Source organism: Ralstonia flaminis, assembly GCF_958415495.1.
GTDB classification, from domain to species: Bacteria; Pseudomonadota; Gammaproteobacteria; order Burkholderiales; family Burkholderiaceae; genus Ralstonia; species Ralstonia flaminis.
In genome coordinates, this window is the sequence record NZ_CATZLL010000003.1 from 233,811 (window position 1) to 250,930 (window position 17,120).

General features: G+C 64.0%; 15 protein-coding genes and 1 tRNA gene. 5 read left to right on the forward strand and 11 right to left on the reverse strand.

Features of this window, described 5'->3' with window-relative positions; genetic code table 11:
• Both R2N11_RS05870 and R2N11_RS05875 read left to right on the forward strand, forming a co-directional pair.
• Positions 1 to 1,680 (forward strand): sensor domain-containing diguanylate cyclase, encoded by a 1,680-nt coding sequence (locus R2N11_RS05870; RefSeq protein ID WP_316680474.1) that lies wholly within the window; start codon positions 1 to 3, stop codon positions 1,678 to 1,680.
• A 95-nt stretch (positions 1,681 to 1,775) separates the two neighbouring features.
• Positions 1,776 to 2,732 (forward strand): OmpA family protein, encoded by a 957-nt coding sequence (locus tag R2N11_RS05875; protein WP_316680475.1) that lies wholly within the window; start codon positions 1,776 to 1,778, stop codon positions 2,730 to 2,732.
• Positions 2,733 to 2,743: 11 nt separating this feature from the next.
• Here R2N11_RS05875 and R2N11_RS05880 read toward each other — a convergent pair whose 3' ends face one another.
• Positions 2,744 to 4,555 carry a chloride channel protein gene (locus R2N11_RS05880; protein WP_316680476.1) on the reverse strand — a complete coding sequence of 604 codons (1,812 nt, stop codon included), beginning with the start codon at positions 4,553 to 4,555 and terminating at the stop codon, positions 2,744 to 2,746.
• A gap of 4 nt (positions 4,556 to 4,559) precedes the next feature.
• Positions 4,560 to 4,988 (reverse strand): MarR family winged helix-turn-helix transcriptional regulator, encoded by a 429-nt coding sequence (locus R2N11_RS05885; protein ID WP_233176838.1) that lies wholly within the window; start codon positions 4,986 to 4,988, stop codon positions 4,560 to 4,562.
• Positions 4,989 to 5,229: 241 nt separating this feature from the next.
• Between R2N11_RS05885 and R2N11_RS05890 the strand changes: the two genes are divergently transcribed.
• Complete coding sequence (locus R2N11_RS05890; protein WP_199029451.1) at positions 5,230 to 6,432, forward strand: MFS transporter; 1,203 nt, start codon at positions 5,230 to 5,232, stop codon at positions 6,430 to 6,432.
• 21 nt (positions 6,433 to 6,453) lie between these two features.
• Positions 6,454 to 7,260 (forward strand): 2,5-didehydrogluconate reductase DkgB, encoded by an 807-nt coding sequence (gene dkgB / locus R2N11_RS05895; protein ID WP_316680477.1) that lies wholly within the window; start codon positions 6,454 to 6,456, stop codon positions 7,258 to 7,260.
• Between the two features lie 75 nt (positions 7,261 to 7,335).
• Here the strand turns inward: dkgB and R2N11_RS05900 are convergent, their stop codons facing one another.
• From R2N11_RS05900 to R2N11_RS05940, 9 genes are all read right to left on the reverse strand, one after another.
• The gene (locus tag R2N11_RS05900) at positions 7,336 to 8,199 is read right to left on the reverse strand and encodes an ion transporter (protein ID WP_316680478.1); all 864 of its coding nucleotides are present in this window, start codon (positions 8,197 to 8,199) and stop codon (positions 7,336 to 7,338) included.
• Positions 8,200 to 8,283: 84 nt separating this feature from the next.
• On the reverse strand, positions 8,284 to 9,093 hold the full coding sequence (locus R2N11_RS05905) for a prolipoprotein diacylglyceryl transferase family protein (RefSeq protein ID WP_316680479.1): 810 nt from the start codon (positions 9,091 to 9,093) through the stop codon (positions 8,284 to 8,286).
• 167 nt (positions 9,094 to 9,260) lie between these two features.
• Positions 9,261 to 11,120, reverse strand: coding sequence for a dihydroxy-acid dehydratase (gene ilvD / locus R2N11_RS05910; RefSeq protein ID WP_316680480.1), 1,860 nt, complete (start codon positions 11,118 to 11,120; stop codon positions 9,261 to 9,263).
• A 180-nt stretch (positions 11,121 to 11,300) separates the two neighbouring features.
• Entirely contained in the window at positions 11,301 to 11,948 is a 648-nt protein-coding gene (locus R2N11_RS05915) for a LysE family translocator (protein WP_316680481.1), read from the reverse strand.
• A 71-nt stretch (positions 11,949 to 12,019) separates the two neighbouring features.
• Positions 12,020 to 12,793: an AraC family transcriptional regulator gene (locus R2N11_RS05920; RefSeq protein WP_233176839.1), complete on the reverse strand. Its 774-nt coding sequence runs from the start codon at positions 12,791 to 12,793 to the stop codon at positions 12,020 to 12,022.
• A gap of 183 nt (positions 12,794 to 12,976) precedes the next feature.
• Positions 12,977 to 13,061: transfer RNA gene (locus R2N11_RS05925), tRNA-Leu, on the reverse strand.
• A 70-nt stretch (positions 13,062 to 13,131) separates the two neighbouring features.
• Positions 13,132 to 14,016: an NAD(P)-dependent oxidoreductase gene (locus tag R2N11_RS05930; RefSeq protein ID WP_316680482.1), complete on the reverse strand. Its 885-nt coding sequence runs from the start codon at positions 14,014 to 14,016 to the stop codon at positions 13,132 to 13,134.
• A 21-nt stretch (positions 14,017 to 14,037) separates the two neighbouring features.
• On the reverse strand, positions 14,038 to 15,207 hold the full coding sequence (locus tag R2N11_RS05935) for an ABC transporter substrate-binding protein (RefSeq protein ID WP_199029464.1): 1,170 nt from the start codon (positions 15,205 to 15,207) through the stop codon (positions 14,038 to 14,040).
• Positions 15,208 to 15,244: 37 nt separating this feature from the next.
• A complete protein-coding gene (locus tag R2N11_RS05940; RefSeq protein ID WP_199029466.1) occupies positions 15,245 to 16,186 on the reverse strand; it encodes a CysB family HTH-type transcriptional regulator in 942 nt (313 codons plus the stop codon).
• Between the two features lie 150 nt (positions 16,187 to 16,336).
• Here R2N11_RS05940 and R2N11_RS05945 point away from each other — a divergent pair, with 150 nt between their 5' ends.
• Complete coding sequence (locus R2N11_RS05945) at positions 16,337 to 17,110, forward strand: sulfite exporter TauE/SafE family protein (RefSeq protein ID WP_316680586.1); 774 nt, start codon at positions 16,337 to 16,339, stop codon at positions 17,108 to 17,110.
• Positions 17,111 to 17,120: the final 10 nt, after the last annotated feature.

Below are 17,120 nucleotides of genomic sequence, written 5' to 3' on the forward strand. Positions count from 1 at the left end.
ATGGCTGCGCCCGCGCCTTCGCCAACCTCCGCATCGACCTCGTCCGAGCGCCGCCGCATTGCGCGTGTTGCACTCGTGCTGGCGGGCTTGGCCGTGGGCGTGGTGCTGTGCGGGTTTGCCGCCAACATGGTGGCCGATGCGATGGGCGCACGCGATGTACAGCAGATGGTGGATGCGCGCCGGCAGTTGGCTGCCCAGGTGGCCGAGGGCATGTCGAACCAGATCACCGCTGACGTGGCGCTGTTGCGTGCCATTCCGCAGACGCTCGCGCAGATCGATGCCGTTCCGCGTGCCGTGGATCGCGTCGACACGCGGCGCTGGAACCTGATGGACCAGGGCTCGCGCGCCAAGGAAGCGCTGGCGCATCCTGAAGTCGCGGATACCAGCGCGTTCCTGGGCACCGCCGCGGGTGATCTTGGGCTGGACTACGTGTGGGTCGTCAACCAGCGCGGCTACGTGGTGCTGGCCAACAACGCGAGCCATGCGGAATCGTTCCTCGGCGTGCAGTCGGCCATGCAGCCCTACATGAAGGAGGCAATGCTGGGCGGGCTGGGCGAGCAGTTCACCGTGGGCATGGTGACGGCCGTGCCGGGCTTGTTCTTTGCCGCGCCGGTGTATGACGATGCGGGCTATCTCGTGGCGGCGGTGGCCACCAAGGTGAGCCTTACGCGCCTGCAGCACTGGGTGTCGCATCCCACCTCGCTGCTGACGGATCCGAACGGGCTCATCATTCTGTCGACCGATGCTTCGCTGGTGGGCAAGATCCTGCCGGACTCACGCCTGCAGCACATGAGCGCAAGCGAGCGCTACAACGCGTATCAGCGTGTCGATTTTGATGTGTGGCCGTATCACCCAAGCGGACCGACGGCGCAAGCGCATCGCGACGTGCCTAACTGGGTGCCGGTCGAGGTGCGCAACGCACTGACCTGGCGTGATGGCGTGGCCACGCCTTCGCTGACCGTGTCGCGCAACGCGAGCGCTGACCTTACGATCATGGTGGCCGAGCCGCTGCTGGCGTGGTCTCAGCAGATGGCCAACCATGACCGCAACCGCGCGATCGGTTTCGCGCTGTTCGTGAGCGTGTTGCTGAGCTTTGTGCTGGTGGTGTGGTCATTGGTGCGTGAGCGGCAGCACCATCGCCTGACACGCCACTTGAACCAGCGGCTGCAGCGCACCAACAGCGCGCTCGCCAACGAGGCGCACTTCGACCACCTGACCGGTGTACTGACGCGGCGCCGCTTCCTTGCGCTGTTCGATACCGTGCTCACGCGCGCGCACAATCGCGGCGAGCCGCTCGTGCTGGTGCTGGCCGATCTGGATCATTTCAAGCGCATCAACGATACGTGGGGCCACGCGGTGGGCGACATGGCGCTGCAGCGCTTTGCTTCGCTGGCCACGGGGGCTTTGCGCAGCAGCGATCTTGTTGGCCGCCTGGGCGGCGAGGAGTTTGCCGTTGTGATGGGCCGCACCACGCTGGAGGAGGCCACCGAGGTGGCCGAGCGCCTGCGCGCCGCCGTGGCCGAGCCCGACGAGAACTTCCCCACCGGCCTGACCATGACCGTCAGCATGGGCATGACGGGCTATCGCACAGGCGACACCGCATCGGAGATGCTCAAACGTGCCGATCTGGCGCTGTACCGTGCCAAGGAGAGCGGGCGCAACCGGCACATCGCAGGTTAGGCAGGTTAAGGCGGCGTAACACAACGCAGCAGACAGCTTCCTATACTCGGCCGACGCGCCAGATGGCGCCTGTCGATCGTGCTCCGGAGGGAATCTTGTCGAATCGTCTGTCTGTATTGGCGGTGTTGCCGCTGTTGGTCGCCACCGCGCTGGCGCATGCCGCTGATATCAAAGGGTCCAAGGACCACCCGGCGCTGGGGCGCTTTGCCGGTGCCACCATTGCTGCCTACAAGGTCACGAGCTTCGACGAAGCCGTGTTGCCCAACGCACCGATCGAAGACGACCACAACCCGAAGGTGCTCAAGACCGAGGGCAAGATCACCTACATCAGCTACCGGATTCCCGGCGACAAGAGCGCGCTGGAGATTACGCGCAACTACGAGCAGGCCTTGGCCAAATCGGAGTTCAAGGTGTTGTTCCAGTGTGCGAACGATGCCTGCGGAAGCCGTTTTGGCGGCTACGTGCACAACATGAACAAGGTCGCCCCGACGGGGTTTGGTGACGCATCATTCGGCCCGCCCCATCGGGCGATTCTGGCGCAGCGTACCAATGCACAGGGCACCACCACGGTGTTCCTGCACGTGATGGAAGCCAGCACCTCCGGCAATGGCGGTGCGTACGTCTACGAACAGGTGGTTGACGGGCAGGCCATGCAGACCGGGCAGGTGCAGCTGCTGGACGCGCCGGCCTTGCAGAAGGCCCTGCAGAGCGATGGCAAGGTCGCGCTATACGGCGTCTACTTCGACACCGACAAGGCGACGCTCAAGCCGGAGTCGAAAGCGCAGCTCGACCAGATGGCGCAATTGCTGAAGACGGCGCCTGCGCTGAAGGTATTCATCGTGGGGCACACCGACAACCAGGGGCAGTTTGCGCGCAACCAGGATCTGTCGCAGCAGCGTGCGGATGCAGTGGTCAAGGCGCTGTCATCGCAATATGGGATTGCGGCAGGGCGCTTGTCGGGCAAGGGCGTGGCATCGCTGGCGCCCGTGGCCAGCAACGACGCCGAGTCCGGACGCGCGAAGAACCGCCGCGTCGAGCTCGTCCTCCAGTAAGCCGCAAGGCACTATCGTGGGGCCCGGCTGGCCCGCCGGCGCCTGAGCTCCAGCTGCGTGCGTGCGCCCGACAGTGGCGCACGGCGAAAGCGCTCGCGGCGCTGCTCTTCATCAAAGAATGCCAGTGACGGCTTGACCAGGTCGCTGCGCGACACGATGCCCACCAGCTTGCGCGCGTGTGAATCAGCCACCACGGGCAGCCGCTCCAGCCCGTGCACAGCCAAACGCGTGGCGACGATGCGGCAGGTTTCGTCCGGCAGTGCCATCACAGGTGCATTGGCGCCGAACAGTTCGGCAATGGCGGTTGCACCGCGTTTCTGGCTGGCCAGCAGGGCATCGCGATCCAGCATGCCGATCAATGCGCCGTCGCGAACGACGGGAAATGCGCGATGCGCCTGCGCCGCGCCAAAGTGCGCCATCAGTACGTCCGTGATCGAAGCGGTGGCTTCAATGGTTTGCACGGATCGCGTCATCACCTCGCTCACGGCGTGACGTTCGAGCGGGTCGACGGCGTATTCGCGATAGATGTGGAAACCGCGCCGCGCGATCTTCTCGGTCATGATTGAGCGAGGCATGGTCAGCACGACAAAACCGTAGGACACCGCCACCGCCAGCAGGACCGGCAACAAGGCGTTGACGTCTTGCGTAAGTCCGAAGGCAAAGACGATGGCCGTGAGTGGGGCGCCCAGCACGCCGGCCAGCGTGGCAGCCATGCACACGAGTGGCCACAGGCCCGGATCGCCGCCGGGCAGCACGGGGCCGATCAGCACGCCCAGGCCCGCGCCCATCATCAGCAGCGGGGCGAGCACGCCGCCCGAGGTGCCTGAGCCCAGCGCGATCACCCAGATGATGGCCTTGACCACCAGCAGCGCCAGCGCTACGCGGATGGCCAGATGGTTGTGCAGCAGATCGCCGATCACGTCGTAGCCGACCCCCAGCGCACGCGGCTCAAAGTATCCGCCAATGCCGACCGCCAGCCCGCCGATGGCTGGCCACCACATCCAGTGAATCGGCAGGCGGCCGAACAGGTCTTCTACCTTGTAGAGCGCCATCGACAGCGAGCGTGCCAGCGCACCGCACAGCAGCCCCGCGACCACGCATGAGCCCAGCGCGGGCAGCGTTGCCGGTGCCGTCTCCAGCGGGAAGAGCGGACCCGTCTCCAGCACCAGCATGCGCAGGAAACCCGCGACTGCACACGCCACCGCCACCGGCAGCATGCTGCGCGGGCGCCATTCAAACAGCAGCAGCTCCACCGCCAGCAGCAACGCGGCCACCGGCGTGCCGAACACCGCCGTCATGCCCGCCGTGGCACCGGCCACCAGCAGCGTCTTGCGCTCAGCGGCGGTCAGCTTGAAGAACTGCGCGAATAGCGAACCGATTGCACCGCCGGTCATGATGATCGGGCCTTCTGCGCCGAACGGTCCGCCGCTGCCGATCACGATGCCCGACGATAGTGGCTTGAGCACGGCCACCTTGGGCGACATCTTGCTCTTGCCGAACAGGATGGCCTCAATGGCTTCGGGAATGCCGTGGCCGCGGATCTTCTCCGAGCCGAAGCGCGCCATGAGCCCGACGATCAGCCCGCCAATGACCGGCACTACGATTACCCACAGCCCCAGCGTGTTGGCCGCCGGCGAATGGTCCACCAGCGACAGCGTCTGGAAGAAGAACAGGTTGGTGAAGAAGCGGATCAGGTTGAGCAGCGCCACCGCCGCCAGCGTGGCGAAGGCGGCGATGACAACCGCCAGCGCGGTGGTCCGAAAGAGTGTCGTGTCGGTCGCGAAGTCACGCCGATGCGCGTGTTCATGGGCGAGGATGTGCATGACGTTACAGCTCGGCGGATGGTTCGATCTGAGGAATCTTGAAAGCGCGGCTGAAGGCGCTCAGCTCGCTCTGGTGCAGCGCGGCCAGCAGGGCGACCAAGCGGTCGCCCTTTTTGGTGAGATGAACCTCGACCTGGCGCGCGTCGGCGTCACTCGGGCGGCGTTCGACCAAGCCTGCTTCCTCGCAGCGGGTGACCAGTGCCACCGTGCCGTGCGGCGAGGCTTGCAGACGCTCTGCCAGCTCACCAACGGTCGCCCATTCGCGTCTCGCATAGCCTTTGATGTGCAGCAGCAACTGATATTGCAGCGGCGTGATCCCCTCGGACTGGATCAGGTCTTCGGACGCGCGCAGGAAGCGGCGCAGGTGATAGCGGAAGTCGGACAGGGTTTCGAAATCCTGCTTGGACAGTGGGCGTGGTGTGGCGGGCGACATGATGTGGCGGTACGTTTTCGGTGAAATATATCACATCATGACATATATAAAAAAGTGAAGGATAGGCCAATTGCAACGTGCCGGTGCCCTTGGATTGTTGATTGAGATTCAAGAGTCTTTCTTGTCAGACCGGGTTTATGCGCACGGGCAAAGCCAGCACACTGCGCACCATTCCCACGACGCCAAGCGGTCACCCCTGGGGTTATCGCCGTCCGCGTGCTGGTCTTAGGAGAGCACCAACATGAACCCAACCCCCCTTTCTACCGAGCGCACCCGCAGCAGCGCAGCGCTGCCGCTGCTTGCGCTCGCTGCCGGTGCCTTCGGCATCGGCACCACCGAGTTTTCACCCATGGGTTTGCTGCCCGTGATTGCCGACGGCGTGCATGTGTCGATTCCGCAAGCCGGGATGTTGATCAGCGCCTACGCCATCGGCGTGATGGTTGGCGCGCCCGTGATGACGCTGTTGCTTGCGCGCTGGCCCCGCCGGAAGGCACTGATCGCGCTGATGAGCATCTTCACGATCGGCAACTTGCTGTCGGCGGTTGCTCCGGACTACATGACGCTGCTGCTTGCGCGGCTCGTCACCAGCCTCAATCACGGCGCGTTCTTCGGGTTGGGTTCCGTTGTGGCGGCCAGCCTCGTGCCGCGCGAGAAGCAGGCAAGTGCGGTGGCAACCATGTTCATGGGCCTGACGATCGCCAACGTGGGCGGCGTGCCGGCCGCAACGTGGTTAGGCCAGATGATCGGCTGGCGCATGTCGTTTGCCGCTACGGCCAGCCTGGGCCTGATCGCCATTGCGGGGCTGCTTGCCGCGCTGCCCAAGGGCGAGGCCGGCAAGATGCCCAACTTGCGTGCTGAATTTGCGGTGCTGACGCGGCCTGTCGTGCTGGGTGCGCTCGCCACCACCGTGCTCGGCGCCGGTGCCATGTTCACGCTCTACACGTACGTTGCGCCAACCCTGGCGCAACTGACCGGCGCAACGCCTGCATTCGTGACGGCGATGCTGGTGCTGATCGGCATCGGTTTTTCGATCGGCAACATTGCAGGTGGCCGCCTGGCTGATCGCTCGCTCGACGGCAGCCTGATCGGCTTCCTGGTGCTGTTGATCGTGACGATGCTCGCCTTCCCCATGCTGGCCAAAACACACGTTGGTGCAGCCGCAGCGCTGCTGGTGTGGGGCATCGCTACCTTTGCCGTCGTGCCTCCTCTGCAGATGCGCGTGATGCGCGCAGCGGCCGAGGCGCCTGGGTTGGCATCGTCGGTCAACGTGGGCGCGTTCAACCTCGGCAATGCACTGGGTGCGGCGGCGGGCGGTGCGGCCATCTCCGCAGGCTTCGGCTATGCGGCGGTGCCGGTTGTCGGTGCGGTGATCGCGGCGGCTGGTCTCGCACTTGTCGGCTTGCAGGTCACGCAGCGTCGGACGCGTGTTGTCGTGAACCCTTAGTCTGATTCTACGGAGCACATGATGAACAAGATTCCCGCTTTCGGTCTCGGCACGTTTCGCCTGAAGGGCCAGGCTGTCATTGATTCGGTCCGCAATGGCCTTGAGCTTGGCTATCGCGCGATCGACACCGCGCAGATCTACGGCAATGAAGCCGACGTGGGTGCGGCGATTGCCGGCTCGGGCATCCGCCGTGAAGATCTATTCCTGACCACCAAGATCTGGGTTGATAACTACGCGAAAGACAAGCTCGTGCCGAGCCTGGAAGACAGCCTCGCCAAGCTGCGCACGGACTATGTCGATCTCACGCTGATCCACTGGCCTGCACCCAACAATGGCGTGCCGCTCGATGTGTTCATGAACGCGCTGGCCGATGCCAAGGCCAAGGGCCTGACCCGGCAGATCGGTATCTCGAACTTCAACATCGCGCTGACGCAGCAGGCGATTGTCGCCGTCGGCAAAGACGCCATCGCTACCAACCAGATTGAGCTGAGTCCGTATCTGCAGAACCGCAAGCTCGCGGCATTCCTGCAGCGCGAGGGTATTCACGTCACGTCGTACATGACGCTCGCCTACGGTAAGGTGCTGGGCGATCCGGTGATCGGCGCGATCGCGCAGCGGCATCATGCGACGCCGGCTCAGGTCGTGCTTGCCTGGGCGATGCAGCTTGGCTACTCAGTGATTCCATCGTCGACCAAGCGCGAGAACCTCGCCAGCAACCTGCTCGCGCAGACGCTGCATCTGACGGACGACGACATGACCCAGATTGCCGCGCTTGAACGCAACGGCCGCGAAGTCTCGCCTGAGGTGCTCGCAGCGCAGTGGGACTGAACTTCGCATCGCGAGAGATATGAAAAGGCCAAGCAGTTGCTTGGCCTTTTTCTTTGCGCGTCGAGAACTCGCGTCTCAGGTTGTGTTCTTTCGAGCGATCAAATCTTCGGCCGCGCTTGTGCTGGATGCTTCCGTTGCGGTGACCGCTGCGCCACAGTGCGGGCAACATGGTGGGGCGGCCTTGGTGGCCTGTTGCTGCGGTCGGTGGCGCTCCAGCGCGCCGGCCATCAGCTCAGCGCCCATGATGCCGGTCGGGAACGCGATAATGCCGTAGCCGAGCAGGATGGCGCATGACGTGATCAACCGCCCCAACGGTGTGTGCGGCGTGAGGTCGCCGTAGCCGGTTGTGCTCATCGTCACCGCTGCCCAGTACACGCCCACCGGGATGCTCGTGATGCCATTCTCTGGCCCTTCCACGAGATAGATCACCGTGCCGAGAATCACAGTGAGCACGAACATGACACCGATGAAGACAAAGATCTTGCGCCGAGCCCGGTTAAGCGCGCGAATGAGCGCATGCCCTTCCTCAAGATAGATCGCCAGTCCCAGGATGCGAAAGACGCGCAACAGCCGCAGCAGCCGCACATCGATCAGCGCGTGCAGCCCTGGGAAGAAGAAGGCGAGGTAGGTGGGCAGCACGGAGACGAGATCCACGATGCCGAAGAAGCTGCGTGCATAGGCCGCAGGCTTGGGCGCGGTGAGCAGGCGAAACAGGTATTCGGCCGTGAAGATGAGCGTGAAGGCCCACTCGGCCATATAGAGTGCACGGCCATGCGGCGCATGCACTTCCTGCACGCTGTCGGCCATCACCACGAGCACGCTCGCAACGATCAGCACCAGCGCCGTGATATCGAGGGCGCGCTGGAATTTTGCAGAACCGGTGGCATCACGCGCCGCGTGGCGCAGCGTGCTCAGGGAGTGTCGGATGGAGGTTTGCATGCGCCTGAGTCTAGGAGGCGCGTTGATCGAATCCTATGGGACTTGTCCGATTCGGGTGCGAGAACGCTCCAGACTGCGCCCGTATCAAGGGGTGAGATGACCTTGTACCGCCTCCTTCAGACGCGCGGCCGTGATTTCGCCCATGTGCGAATCAACCAGTTTGCCCCGGGCATCGAAGAACAGCGTGGTCGGCAGCCCGCGCGAGCCGAAGGTCTGCATTGCTTCTGATAGCGGGTCGAGCAGCACGTGGTTGAACGACAGCCCCTGTTGCGCGAGGAACTGCTGCACGGTGGACGCCTGCTCGCCTTGATTGACCATCAGGAACACGACCCCAGGGTAGTCGGTTTGCGCCTGGGCGAGGATCGGCATCTCGCGCCGGCAGGGCGGGCACCAACTGGCCCACAGATTCAGCACAACGGGTTTGCCGATGGGCTTGTCGAACGACACGGCAGATCCGTCCATGCCTTCAAGCTGCAGCGCAGCCAATGATGGCGTGGCGCGTTGCAGCGTCGACAACGTGCCTTGTGCAGCGGCCCACACCAGCATGCCGGCGGCAATACCCATCAAGGCAGGCCGGCGCAGCGCGCGCACATGGCGGGACTTCCAGAGAACGAACATGATGGCCACCGGCAGTCCGATCCACCAGTCGAACCCGCCGTCGCCGATCGCGAGGATGGACCTGGGCGTGGCAAGGTACTCTGGCCACCAGCGTGCGACATAGCCGAGGCGCGCGGCTATCAGGCCAGCGAACAGGGCGTCGAGCAACAGGCTGGCTGCCGTCTTGCGCGGGGTATTCGGTTCAGCGCGCTGCATCGATCGCGCAACGAGCCACGCGATCAAGGCTGCCAGCGCCACCACAATCACGTGCACTGAGAACGGGCCGATACTCATCATGGGGAATCTGCGGTCAGGGTAGGGAATGAGACGCTAGACAGCGGCCGACACGGGGAGTTCGGTGCGCGCACTTGCGACATCTTGTGGATGCTGCAGCGGGCAACGTCCAAAGAAAAAGCCGCTCCGTAGAGCGGCTTCGAAAACCGGGCACAGAGCCCGTCGCCATATCAGTCGTCCAGCAGCGACAGGTCGCGCACGGCGCCCTTGTCGGCCGACATGACCAGCTTGGCGTACGCCTTGAGCGCCGCTGACACCTTGCGAGGACGAGCCTTGGCCGGCTTCCAGCCCTTCGCGTTCTGCTCTGCGCGGCGACGCGCCAGTTCTTCATCGCTCACCAGCACGTTGATCGTGCGGTTGGGGATGTCGATGCGGATCTTGTCGCCATCGCGCACCAGGCCGATGGCGCCACCCGCTGCCGCTTCCGGCGAGCAGTGGCCGATCGACAGGCCCGACGTACCGCCCGAGAAGCGGCCGTCCGTCAGCAGCGCGCATGCCTTGCCGAGGCCCTTCGACTTGATGTAGCTCGTCGGATAGAGCATTTCCTGCATGCCGGGGCCGCCCTTCGGGCCTTCGTAGCGCACAATCACCACGTCGCCGGCCTTGACCTTGTCTGCGAGGATGTTTTCGACCGCTTCGTCCTGCGATTCGGTCACGTGAGCCGTGCCCTCGAACACCAGGATGCTTTCGTCCACACCCGCGGTCTTCACCACGCAGCCGTCGAGCGCAATGTTGCCCGTCAGTACGGCCAGGCCGCCTTCCTTCGAGAAGGCGTGCTCGTTCGAGCGAATGCAACCCTCAGCACGGTCCAGGTCCAGGCTCGGCCAGCGCGTGTTCTGGCTGAACGCCACCTGCGTTGGGATGCCGGCAGGGCCTGCGCGGTAGAACGTCTGCACCGCCTCGTCCGATGTGCGAACGATGTCCCACTGGTCCAGGGCATCCTTCAGCGTGGGCGCGTGCACGGTCGGTGCATCGGTGTGCAGCTTGCCGGCGCGGTCCAGCTCGCCCAGGATGGCCATGATGCCGCCTGCGCGGTGCACGTCTTCGATGTGGTACTTGTTCGTGTTCGGTGCGACCTTGCACAGCTGCGGCACGACGCGCGACAGGCGATCAATGTCCTTCATCGAGAAGTCGATCTCGGCTTCCTGCGCAATCGCCAGCAGGTGCAGGATCGTGTTGGTCGAGCCACCCATGGCAATGTCGAGCGTCATCGCGTTCTCGAACGCCTTGAAGCCCACCGAGCGTGGCAGCACACGTTCGTCTTCCTGCTCGTAGTACTGGCGGGCCAATTCCACGATCCGGTGGCCAGCGCGCTTGAAGAGCTGTTCGCGGTCTGCGTGCGTGGCAACCACGGTGCCGTTGCCCGGCAGCGACAGGCCCAGCGCTTCGGTCAGGCAGTTCATCGAGTTGGCGGTGAACATGCCCGAGCACGAACCGCACGTCGGGCAAGCCGAGCGTTCGACTTCTGCGACTTCCTCGTCGGTGTACTTGCTGTCGGCGGCGATGACCATTGCGTCGATCAGGTCGAGCTTCTTGATCTCGATCGCCTTGGTAACCGGATTGGCCAGTCGCGTCTTGCCGGCTTCCATCGGGCCGCCCGACACGAAGATCACCGGAATGTTCAGGCGCATCGCGGCCATCAGCATGCCCGGGGTGATCTTGTCGCAGTTGGAGATGCACACCATGGCATCTGCACAGTGCGCGTTGACCATGTACTCGACCGAATCGGCAATGATGTCGCGGCTGGGCAGCGAATACAGCATGCCGTCGTGGCCCATTGCGATGCCGTCATCCACGGCGATCGTGTTGAATTCCTTGGCGACGCCGCCCGCGGCTTCAATCTCACGCGCGACGAGCTGGCCCAGATCCTTCAGGTGCACGTGGCCGGGCACGAACTGGGTGAACGAGTTGACCACCGCGATGATCGGCTTCTGGAAGTCTTCGTCTTTCATGCCGGTGGCGCGCCACAGCGAGCGCGCACCTGCCATGTTGCGGCCGGCGGTGGAGGTTTTAGAACGGTATGCGGGCATTGTGGGTACTGAAGAAGGATCGATTGTGGGAGCGGGCCACGCGGATAAAGGCCCTCGCGCGCCCGTGCAATCAACCTCTTGAGCCGTGCCCGGGGCAAAGGGCCTCATTATCCCACGTCTATCGGGAGCGCTGTCTCCAGCCAAGGTTCTTGCGCCTCAGCGCAAAATGCTTCGTGAGGCTTAGCGCCGGAGTAGGGCAATCATGACGCCCAGCGCGAGCAGAATCAAAACAACTCCCGAAATACGCTCCAGCCAAGGCAGCGTCTGCGCGAAGCGTCGCAATACGGCCTGGTTACCGATCAGGATGGCGATCAGCATGTCCCATAGCAGCACTGCACTGAACATCCACGTGCCGTAGACTAGCTTCCAGCCAACGCTGGCGTGCGGCCCGCTCAGCATTGCGGCCAGGCTCGCGTAGAACAACGCGTTTTTCGGATTGAGAATGCCCGAGAGAAAACCCGCGCTGGCCGCACGCAGCCACGCCACAAGCGGTTGCGTGAGGGCTGCGTGACGGCCCGAGACCGACACCTGCAGCGTGCTGTTACCGGCATGGCGCACGAACTGCACACCGAGATAGAGCAGGTAGACACATCCGGCCACTTGCAGCGCAACGAACAGCATTGAGTCAGGCCGAAACGCAGCCGTGCCGGTGAATGCGGCAACGATGAACACGCCGTTGGCCAGCGCAATACCCATGCATGTACCACTGGCCACGCACCATCCGGCTGATAGTGAGGTTCGGGCGATCAGGAAGAAATCCGGTCCCGGAGATAGCAGCGCGAGAAAATGCACTGCGGCAATGATCAGGAACTGCTCCATCTGGGGCATACGTGCGAGTCGTTTTTCGCAGTGTGCCGACCGCGGCGTTTCCTGTATTGAAGGAAATTGCAATCGTGGCGTTATGGGCGAAAGCTGCCTGGCGTCGCGCCCGCATGCGCCTTGAAGACCCGTTGGAAGTGCGCTTGATCGGCAAAACCCAGGTGTTGAGCCACGTCGGAGAGGCTGTTCCCGGCGCGTATCGACTCCCTGGCCAGGTTAATTCTGTGGTTGAGTTGCCAAGCATGCGGCGTCATGCCCGTGACGGCGCGGAAGGCGCGAATTGTTTGATAGCGGCTCAAATCTGCCAGGCGCGCCAGCGTCTCCAGGGGCGTGCTGGCAGCAGGCGCTGCCCGTAGGCAGTCCAGTGCGGGTTCGATCTGCTTAGCCAAGTGCGTGGGAATGCAGGGCGTCTCGATGCGCAAGCCTTGCTCGGTGTCGCAGTCGCCAATGAACTCGACTAGCGCCGCTTCCTTGTCGCATGGGCTGGCTTTGGAGAACAGCAACGCGTTGAGCTGACAAAAGCGCGCATAGACCGTTGGCGCGGTAACGATGTGCACGGACTCGGCGTCGACGGGGTTGGCCTGGGCATACTCTCGCCTGAGCGCGCTGAGCCAGTCAGCATCCAGGTGCAGCATCTGGTAGCTCCACGCCGTGTTGGGGGCCGGATTGCAGGCATGTACGCGAGCGGCGGGCACGAACACCAGCGTGCCGGGATGCAGCGCGACTGGGCCATCGGCCGCGCCAGTGAATATGCTGCTGCCGTCATCGACCGCCCCGATAGAGAAGGTCGGATGGCAGTGCGGCTTGTAGCAGGCACGGCTATGGCAGGCGCGGCGGCTTTCGACGAATGGCATGGCAGGGTCATGCCAGAATGCCTGGGTCGAATCGCGACTCGGCTTCGTGTGCAATGGGCTGGCTGGCATATCGGGGGCCTCGGCGAGGTGGGTCGTGTTTCGTGACAACGGCGCGTGTGGCCCAGCGACTCCCTGCACAGAATGAAAAAGCCGCTTCTGAATGAACAGAAGCGGCTTCGAATCTGGTGCCCGAGGCCGGAATCGAACCGGCACGCCTTGCGGCGGGGGATTTTGAGTCCCCTGCGTCTACCAATTTCACCACTCGGGCAGGTACAGCTGAGCCGCTAATTATGCCAGAAGTCTGGCCAGCCAAACAAGGCGGGCTGGGGAGGGCGCGGTCAACCCGCTTTTTGCGCGTTCTGCAGCTCAAGCACGCGCAGCAGCGATGCCGTATCGTCAAACCCCCAGCCGTTAGCGACCAGCGTGTTGAGTTGCGAGGCCACCAGCTCCATCGCCGGCATTTGCAGACCCAGTTCCTGGGCAATTTCACGCACGAGGCCGAAATCCTTGTCGTGCAGGCGCGCTTCGATGCCGGCGGCAAAGTTGCGCTCCGCCATCTTCGGCCCTTCCATGTCGAGCATGCGGCTGCCGGCAAAGCCTGGCCCGATGGCGGCCAGCACGCGCGACGGATCGGTGCCCTGGGCGCGCGCAAACAGCATGGCCTCGGCAATGCCCTGGATGTTGATGACCTGCACGATCTGGTTGCACGCCTTGGCAACCTGGCCCGAACCATGGCCGCCGATGTAGGTGATGGTGGTGCCTAGCAGTTGCAGCAACGGGCGCACGCGTTCGAGCACCTCCGGCTTGCCGCCCACCATGATCGACAGCGTGGCCTTCTGCGCGCCACCGGTGCCGCCGGAAACAGGCGCATCCAGGAACTCCAGCCCTGCGGCTTCCAGCTCGGCCGCAATGCGGCGCGTGGCCACGGCGGAGATTGTGCTGTGGTCGATACACACCGCGCCGCGCGGCGCACCGTTGACAACGCCATCGGGCCCCAGCAGCACGCCTTCCACATCGGCGGTGGAGGTGACGTTGGTAAAGATAACCTCCGTGTCGCGGGCCGCCTCAGCGGGTGTGCTGCACGGTTCGGCGCCAATGGCGCGGGCGTTGTCGGCGGCTTCCGGGCGGCGCACGTAGGCGCGCACGGTGTGGCCGGCGGCAATCAGGTGCTGGACCATCGGCGTGCCCATGTTGCCGAGGCCGATGAAGGCGAGTCGTGTCATGGCGAATCTCTACGTGTTGATCTAGCGCGGGCCCGCGTAAGCGAAGCGGCTGTTCTTGATGATGCCCATCACGCGCGAGCGTTGGTCGAAGCCTTGGTGATCCTGGGCATTCAGGTTCAGCACGCCATTGGGCACGGTCAGGTCGCGCGTGGTTTCCAGCGCGTCGCGCAGGGCGGCGCGGAAGGCTGGGGTGCCGGGTTGTGCGCCGGTCTTGAGCGCACGGGCCGTGGCGTTGTCGAGCAATTGCCAAGCGCCCCAGGCATCGCCCGCAAACTGGGTGACGCTGTTCGGGCCGTACTTGGCTTCGTAGCGATCGGCAAATTCCACTGCCACCTTGCGTACCGGATGGCTGGCTGGCAGTTCGCGGGCGACGACCACCGGGCCGGTCGGGAAGAGGGTGCCTTCAACATCCTTGCCGCCCACCTTCAGGAACTCCGTGCTGGCAATGCCGTGCGTCTGATAGATGCGGCCCTTGTAGCCACGCTCGACCAGCGTGCGCTCAGGCAGGGCAGCCGGCGTGCCGGCGCCGGCAATCAGGATGGCGTCGGGTTTGGCGGCCATCAGCTTGAGCGCCTGGCCGGTGACGCTGGCGTCCGTGCGGGCAAAGCGCTCGTTGGCGACCACCTTCAGCTTGCGCACCTCGGCCAGCTTGGAAAACTCGCGCCACCAGCTCTCGCCATACGCATCGGTAAAGCCGATAAAGCCCACCGTGTGCACGCCGCTGTCGGCCATGTGCTGCGTGACGAGCGTTGCCATCTGCGAGTCGTTCTGCGGCATCTTGAAGGCCCAGCGGCGCTTGGCGTCCTGCGGCTCGACGATGGAGGCGGAGGCCGCCAGCGTGATCATCGGCGTCTGTCCTTCAGCCACGGCATCGAGCGCGGCTAGCGCCGTCGGCACAATCGTCGGGCCGACGATCACGTCCACCTTGTCTTCGGCGATCAGCTTGCGCACGTTGCGCACCGCCATCGACGGGTCAGACGCATCGTCCAGCACGATCACCTGCGCGCGCTGTCCGCCAATGGTGGCCGGCCACATCTGCACGGTGTTCTTGCTGGGGATGCCGATGGCCGCAGCCGGGCCGGTGGTCGAGAGCACTACACCCACACGGATGTCAGCTTGGGCAGGAAGGGCAAGGGCGGCAGCGCTCGCAAAGAGCGCCATGCCGCACAGCAGGCGGCGTCGTGTGGTCATGGAATCTCCGGAAAATTCAGGCCGTGTGACAGGCAATTCAGAGTTCGTAGGCTTCGTGCTCACCGGACATCAGTTGCTCGACCAGCTTGCGAGTGAGCGCCGGCGCAAACAGCTCGATGAAGGTGTAGACGAATCCACGCAAGTACGCGCCCTGCTTGATGCCCAGGTGCGTGACATTGGTGCCGAACAGGTGGCCGGCGGGAATCGCACGCAAGTTGCGGTCGCGCTCGGGGTCAAAGGCGACGCCGGCCACGATGCCCACGCCCAGGCCCACTTCCACGTAGGTCTTGATGACGTCGGCGTCGATGGCCTCCAGCACGATGTCCGGCTTGATCTGGCGTAGTTCGAAGGCGTGGTCGATCTTGGGGCGGCCGGCAAAGTGCTGGTCGTACGTGATGAGCGGATAGCCCTTCAGGTCTTCCAGCGTCAGGTGCTGGCGCGAGAGCAGTGGGTGGTCGGGTGGCGTGACCACCACGTGTTGCCATTGGTAGCCGGGAATCGAGATCAGGTCCTTCACATGCGACATGCCCTCGGTGGCGATGGCGATGTCGGCCTGGTCGTGCAGCACCATCTCGGCGATCTGTGCGGGTGTGCCCTGCTGGATGGAGAGGCGCACCTTTGGGTACTTGCGCGTGAACTCGGCAATCGCGCGGGGCAGGGCGTAGCGCGCCTGCGTATGTGTGGTGGCGATTGTGAAGTTGCCTTGGTCCTGGGCGGCGTAGTCCTTGCCGACGCGCTTGAGGGTTTCAACTTCCTCCAGCACGCGCTCGACTGAGGCCAGGATCCGGCGGCCCGGCTCCGTGAGACCCCGGATGCGCTTGCCATGCCGTGTGAAGATGTCGACACCCAGTTCCTCTTCCAGCTCGATGATGGCCTTGGAAACCCCTGGTTGTGACGTATAGAGCGCTTTTGCGGCCTCGGTCAGGTTGAATTTCTGCCGCACGGCTTCGCGCACGAAGCGGAATTGGTGGAGGTTCATAGCTGCGCGGTCGATATAGAAGAACGAGAGCGATCTGATCGCTACTTATAACCGAGACCATATAAACAAACAATTTTTTATTGGTTTGGGATATGAGGCGGCGTCATTACGATGCTCGAACTCCGTGATAACACGCCCTCACTGTCCCCCATGACGCTCGCCTATACGGTTTCCGGTTTGCTGGTCGGCCTGTTGGTCGGCCTGACGGGCGTTGGCGGCGGTTCGCTGATGACGCCGCTGCTGACGCTGATGTTCGGCTTTTCGCCGGCCACCGCCGTGGGCACGGACTTGGCGTTTGCGTCGCTGACCAAGGGCGTGGGCACGATCGCGCACCGCAGCCACGGTCACATCCGCTGGGACATCGTCAAGCGCCTGTGCCTGGGCAGCCTGCCTGCTGCGCTCGTCACGGTGATCGTGCTGAAGAACGCTGGCAACCTCGATGCCGAATGGATGCACCTCATTCGCCTGACGATCGGCGTGTCGGTCATCCTGACGGTGATTTCGCTGCTGTTCCGCCAGCGCGTGCTGGGCTGGCTGGCCGCCAACCCGCGTTACCGCCTGCAGGGTTCGGCGTTGGCCGTGGCGACGATCGTCGTCGGCGCGGTGCTGGGCGTTCTGGTGACGGTGTCGTCCATTGGCGCTGGTGCCGTGGGCGCGACGCTCATCCTGATCCTGTACCCCGAATTGAAGAGCGCCGAAGTGGCCGGCACCGACATCGCTTACGCCGTGCCGCTGACCGCCGTGGCGGGCCTCGGTCATATGTACCTGGGCACGATCGACTGGAATCTCCTGGTGTCGCTGCTGGTGGGCTCCATCCCGGGTATCTGGCTGGGCGCCCGCCTGTCCAAGAATCTGCCGGAGCGTCTGGTGCGCGGCGCGCTTGCCGCCACGCTGACGGTCACGGCCATCAAGCTGGTGTCGTGATGCGTGAAAC

What these genes read in the sequence shown, in the direction of transcription:
- ilvD (WP_316680480.1), bottom strand. Translation starts at nt 11,120, where the DNA reads ATGCCCGCATACCGTTCTAAAACCTCCACCGCCGGCCGCAACATGGCA.
- R2N11_RS05920 (WP_233176839.1), bottom strand. Translation starts at nt 12,793, where the DNA reads ATGCCATTCGTCGAAAGCCGCCGCGCCTGCCATAGCCGTGCCTGCTAC.
- R2N11_RS05870 (WP_316680474.1), top strand. Translation starts at nt 1, where the DNA reads ATGGCTGCGCCCGCGCCTTCGCCAACCTCCGCATCGACCTCGTCCGAG.
- R2N11_RS05885 (WP_233176838.1), bottom strand. Translation starts at nt 4,988, where the DNA reads ATGTCGCCCGCCACACCACGCCCACTGTCCAAGCAGGATTTCGAAACC.
- R2N11_RS05945 (WP_316680586.1), top strand. Translation starts at nt 16,337, where the DNA reads ATGACGCTCGCCTATACGGTTTCCGGTTTGCTGGTCGGCCTGTTGGTC.
- R2N11_RS05940 (WP_199029466.1), bottom strand. Translation starts at nt 16,186, where the DNA reads ATGAACCTCCACCAATTCCGCTTCGTGCGCGAAGCCGTGCGGCAGAAA.
- R2N11_RS05880 (WP_316680476.1), bottom strand. Translation starts at nt 4,555, where the DNA reads ATGCACATCCTCGCCCATGAACACGCGCATCGGCGTGACTTCGCGACC.
- R2N11_RS05915 (WP_316680481.1), bottom strand. Translation starts at nt 11,948, where the DNA reads ATGCCCCAGATGGAGCAGTTCCTGATCATTGCCGCAGTGCATTTTCTC.
- dkgB (WP_316680477.1), top strand. Translation starts at nt 6,454, where the DNA reads ATGAACAAGATTCCCGCTTTCGGTCTCGGCACGTTTCGCCTGAAGGGC.
- R2N11_RS05930 (WP_316680482.1), bottom strand. Translation starts at nt 14,016, where the DNA reads ATGACACGACTCGCCTTCATCGGCCTCGGCAACATGGGCACGCCGATG.
- R2N11_RS05890 (WP_199029451.1), top strand. Translation starts at nt 5,230, where the DNA reads ATGAACCCAACCCCCCTTTCTACCGAGCGCACCCGCAGCAGCGCAGCG.
- R2N11_RS05900 (WP_316680478.1), bottom strand. Translation starts at nt 8,199, where the DNA reads ATGCAAACCTCCATCCGACACTCCCTGAGCACGCTGCGCCACGCGGCG.
- R2N11_RS05935 (WP_199029464.1), bottom strand. Translation starts at nt 15,207, where the DNA reads ATGACCACACGACGCCGCCTGCTGTGCGGCATGGCGCTCTTTGCGAGC.
- R2N11_RS05905 (WP_316680479.1), bottom strand. Translation starts at nt 9,093, where the DNA reads ATGATGAGTATCGGCCCGTTCTCAGTGCACGTGATTGTGGTGGCGCTG.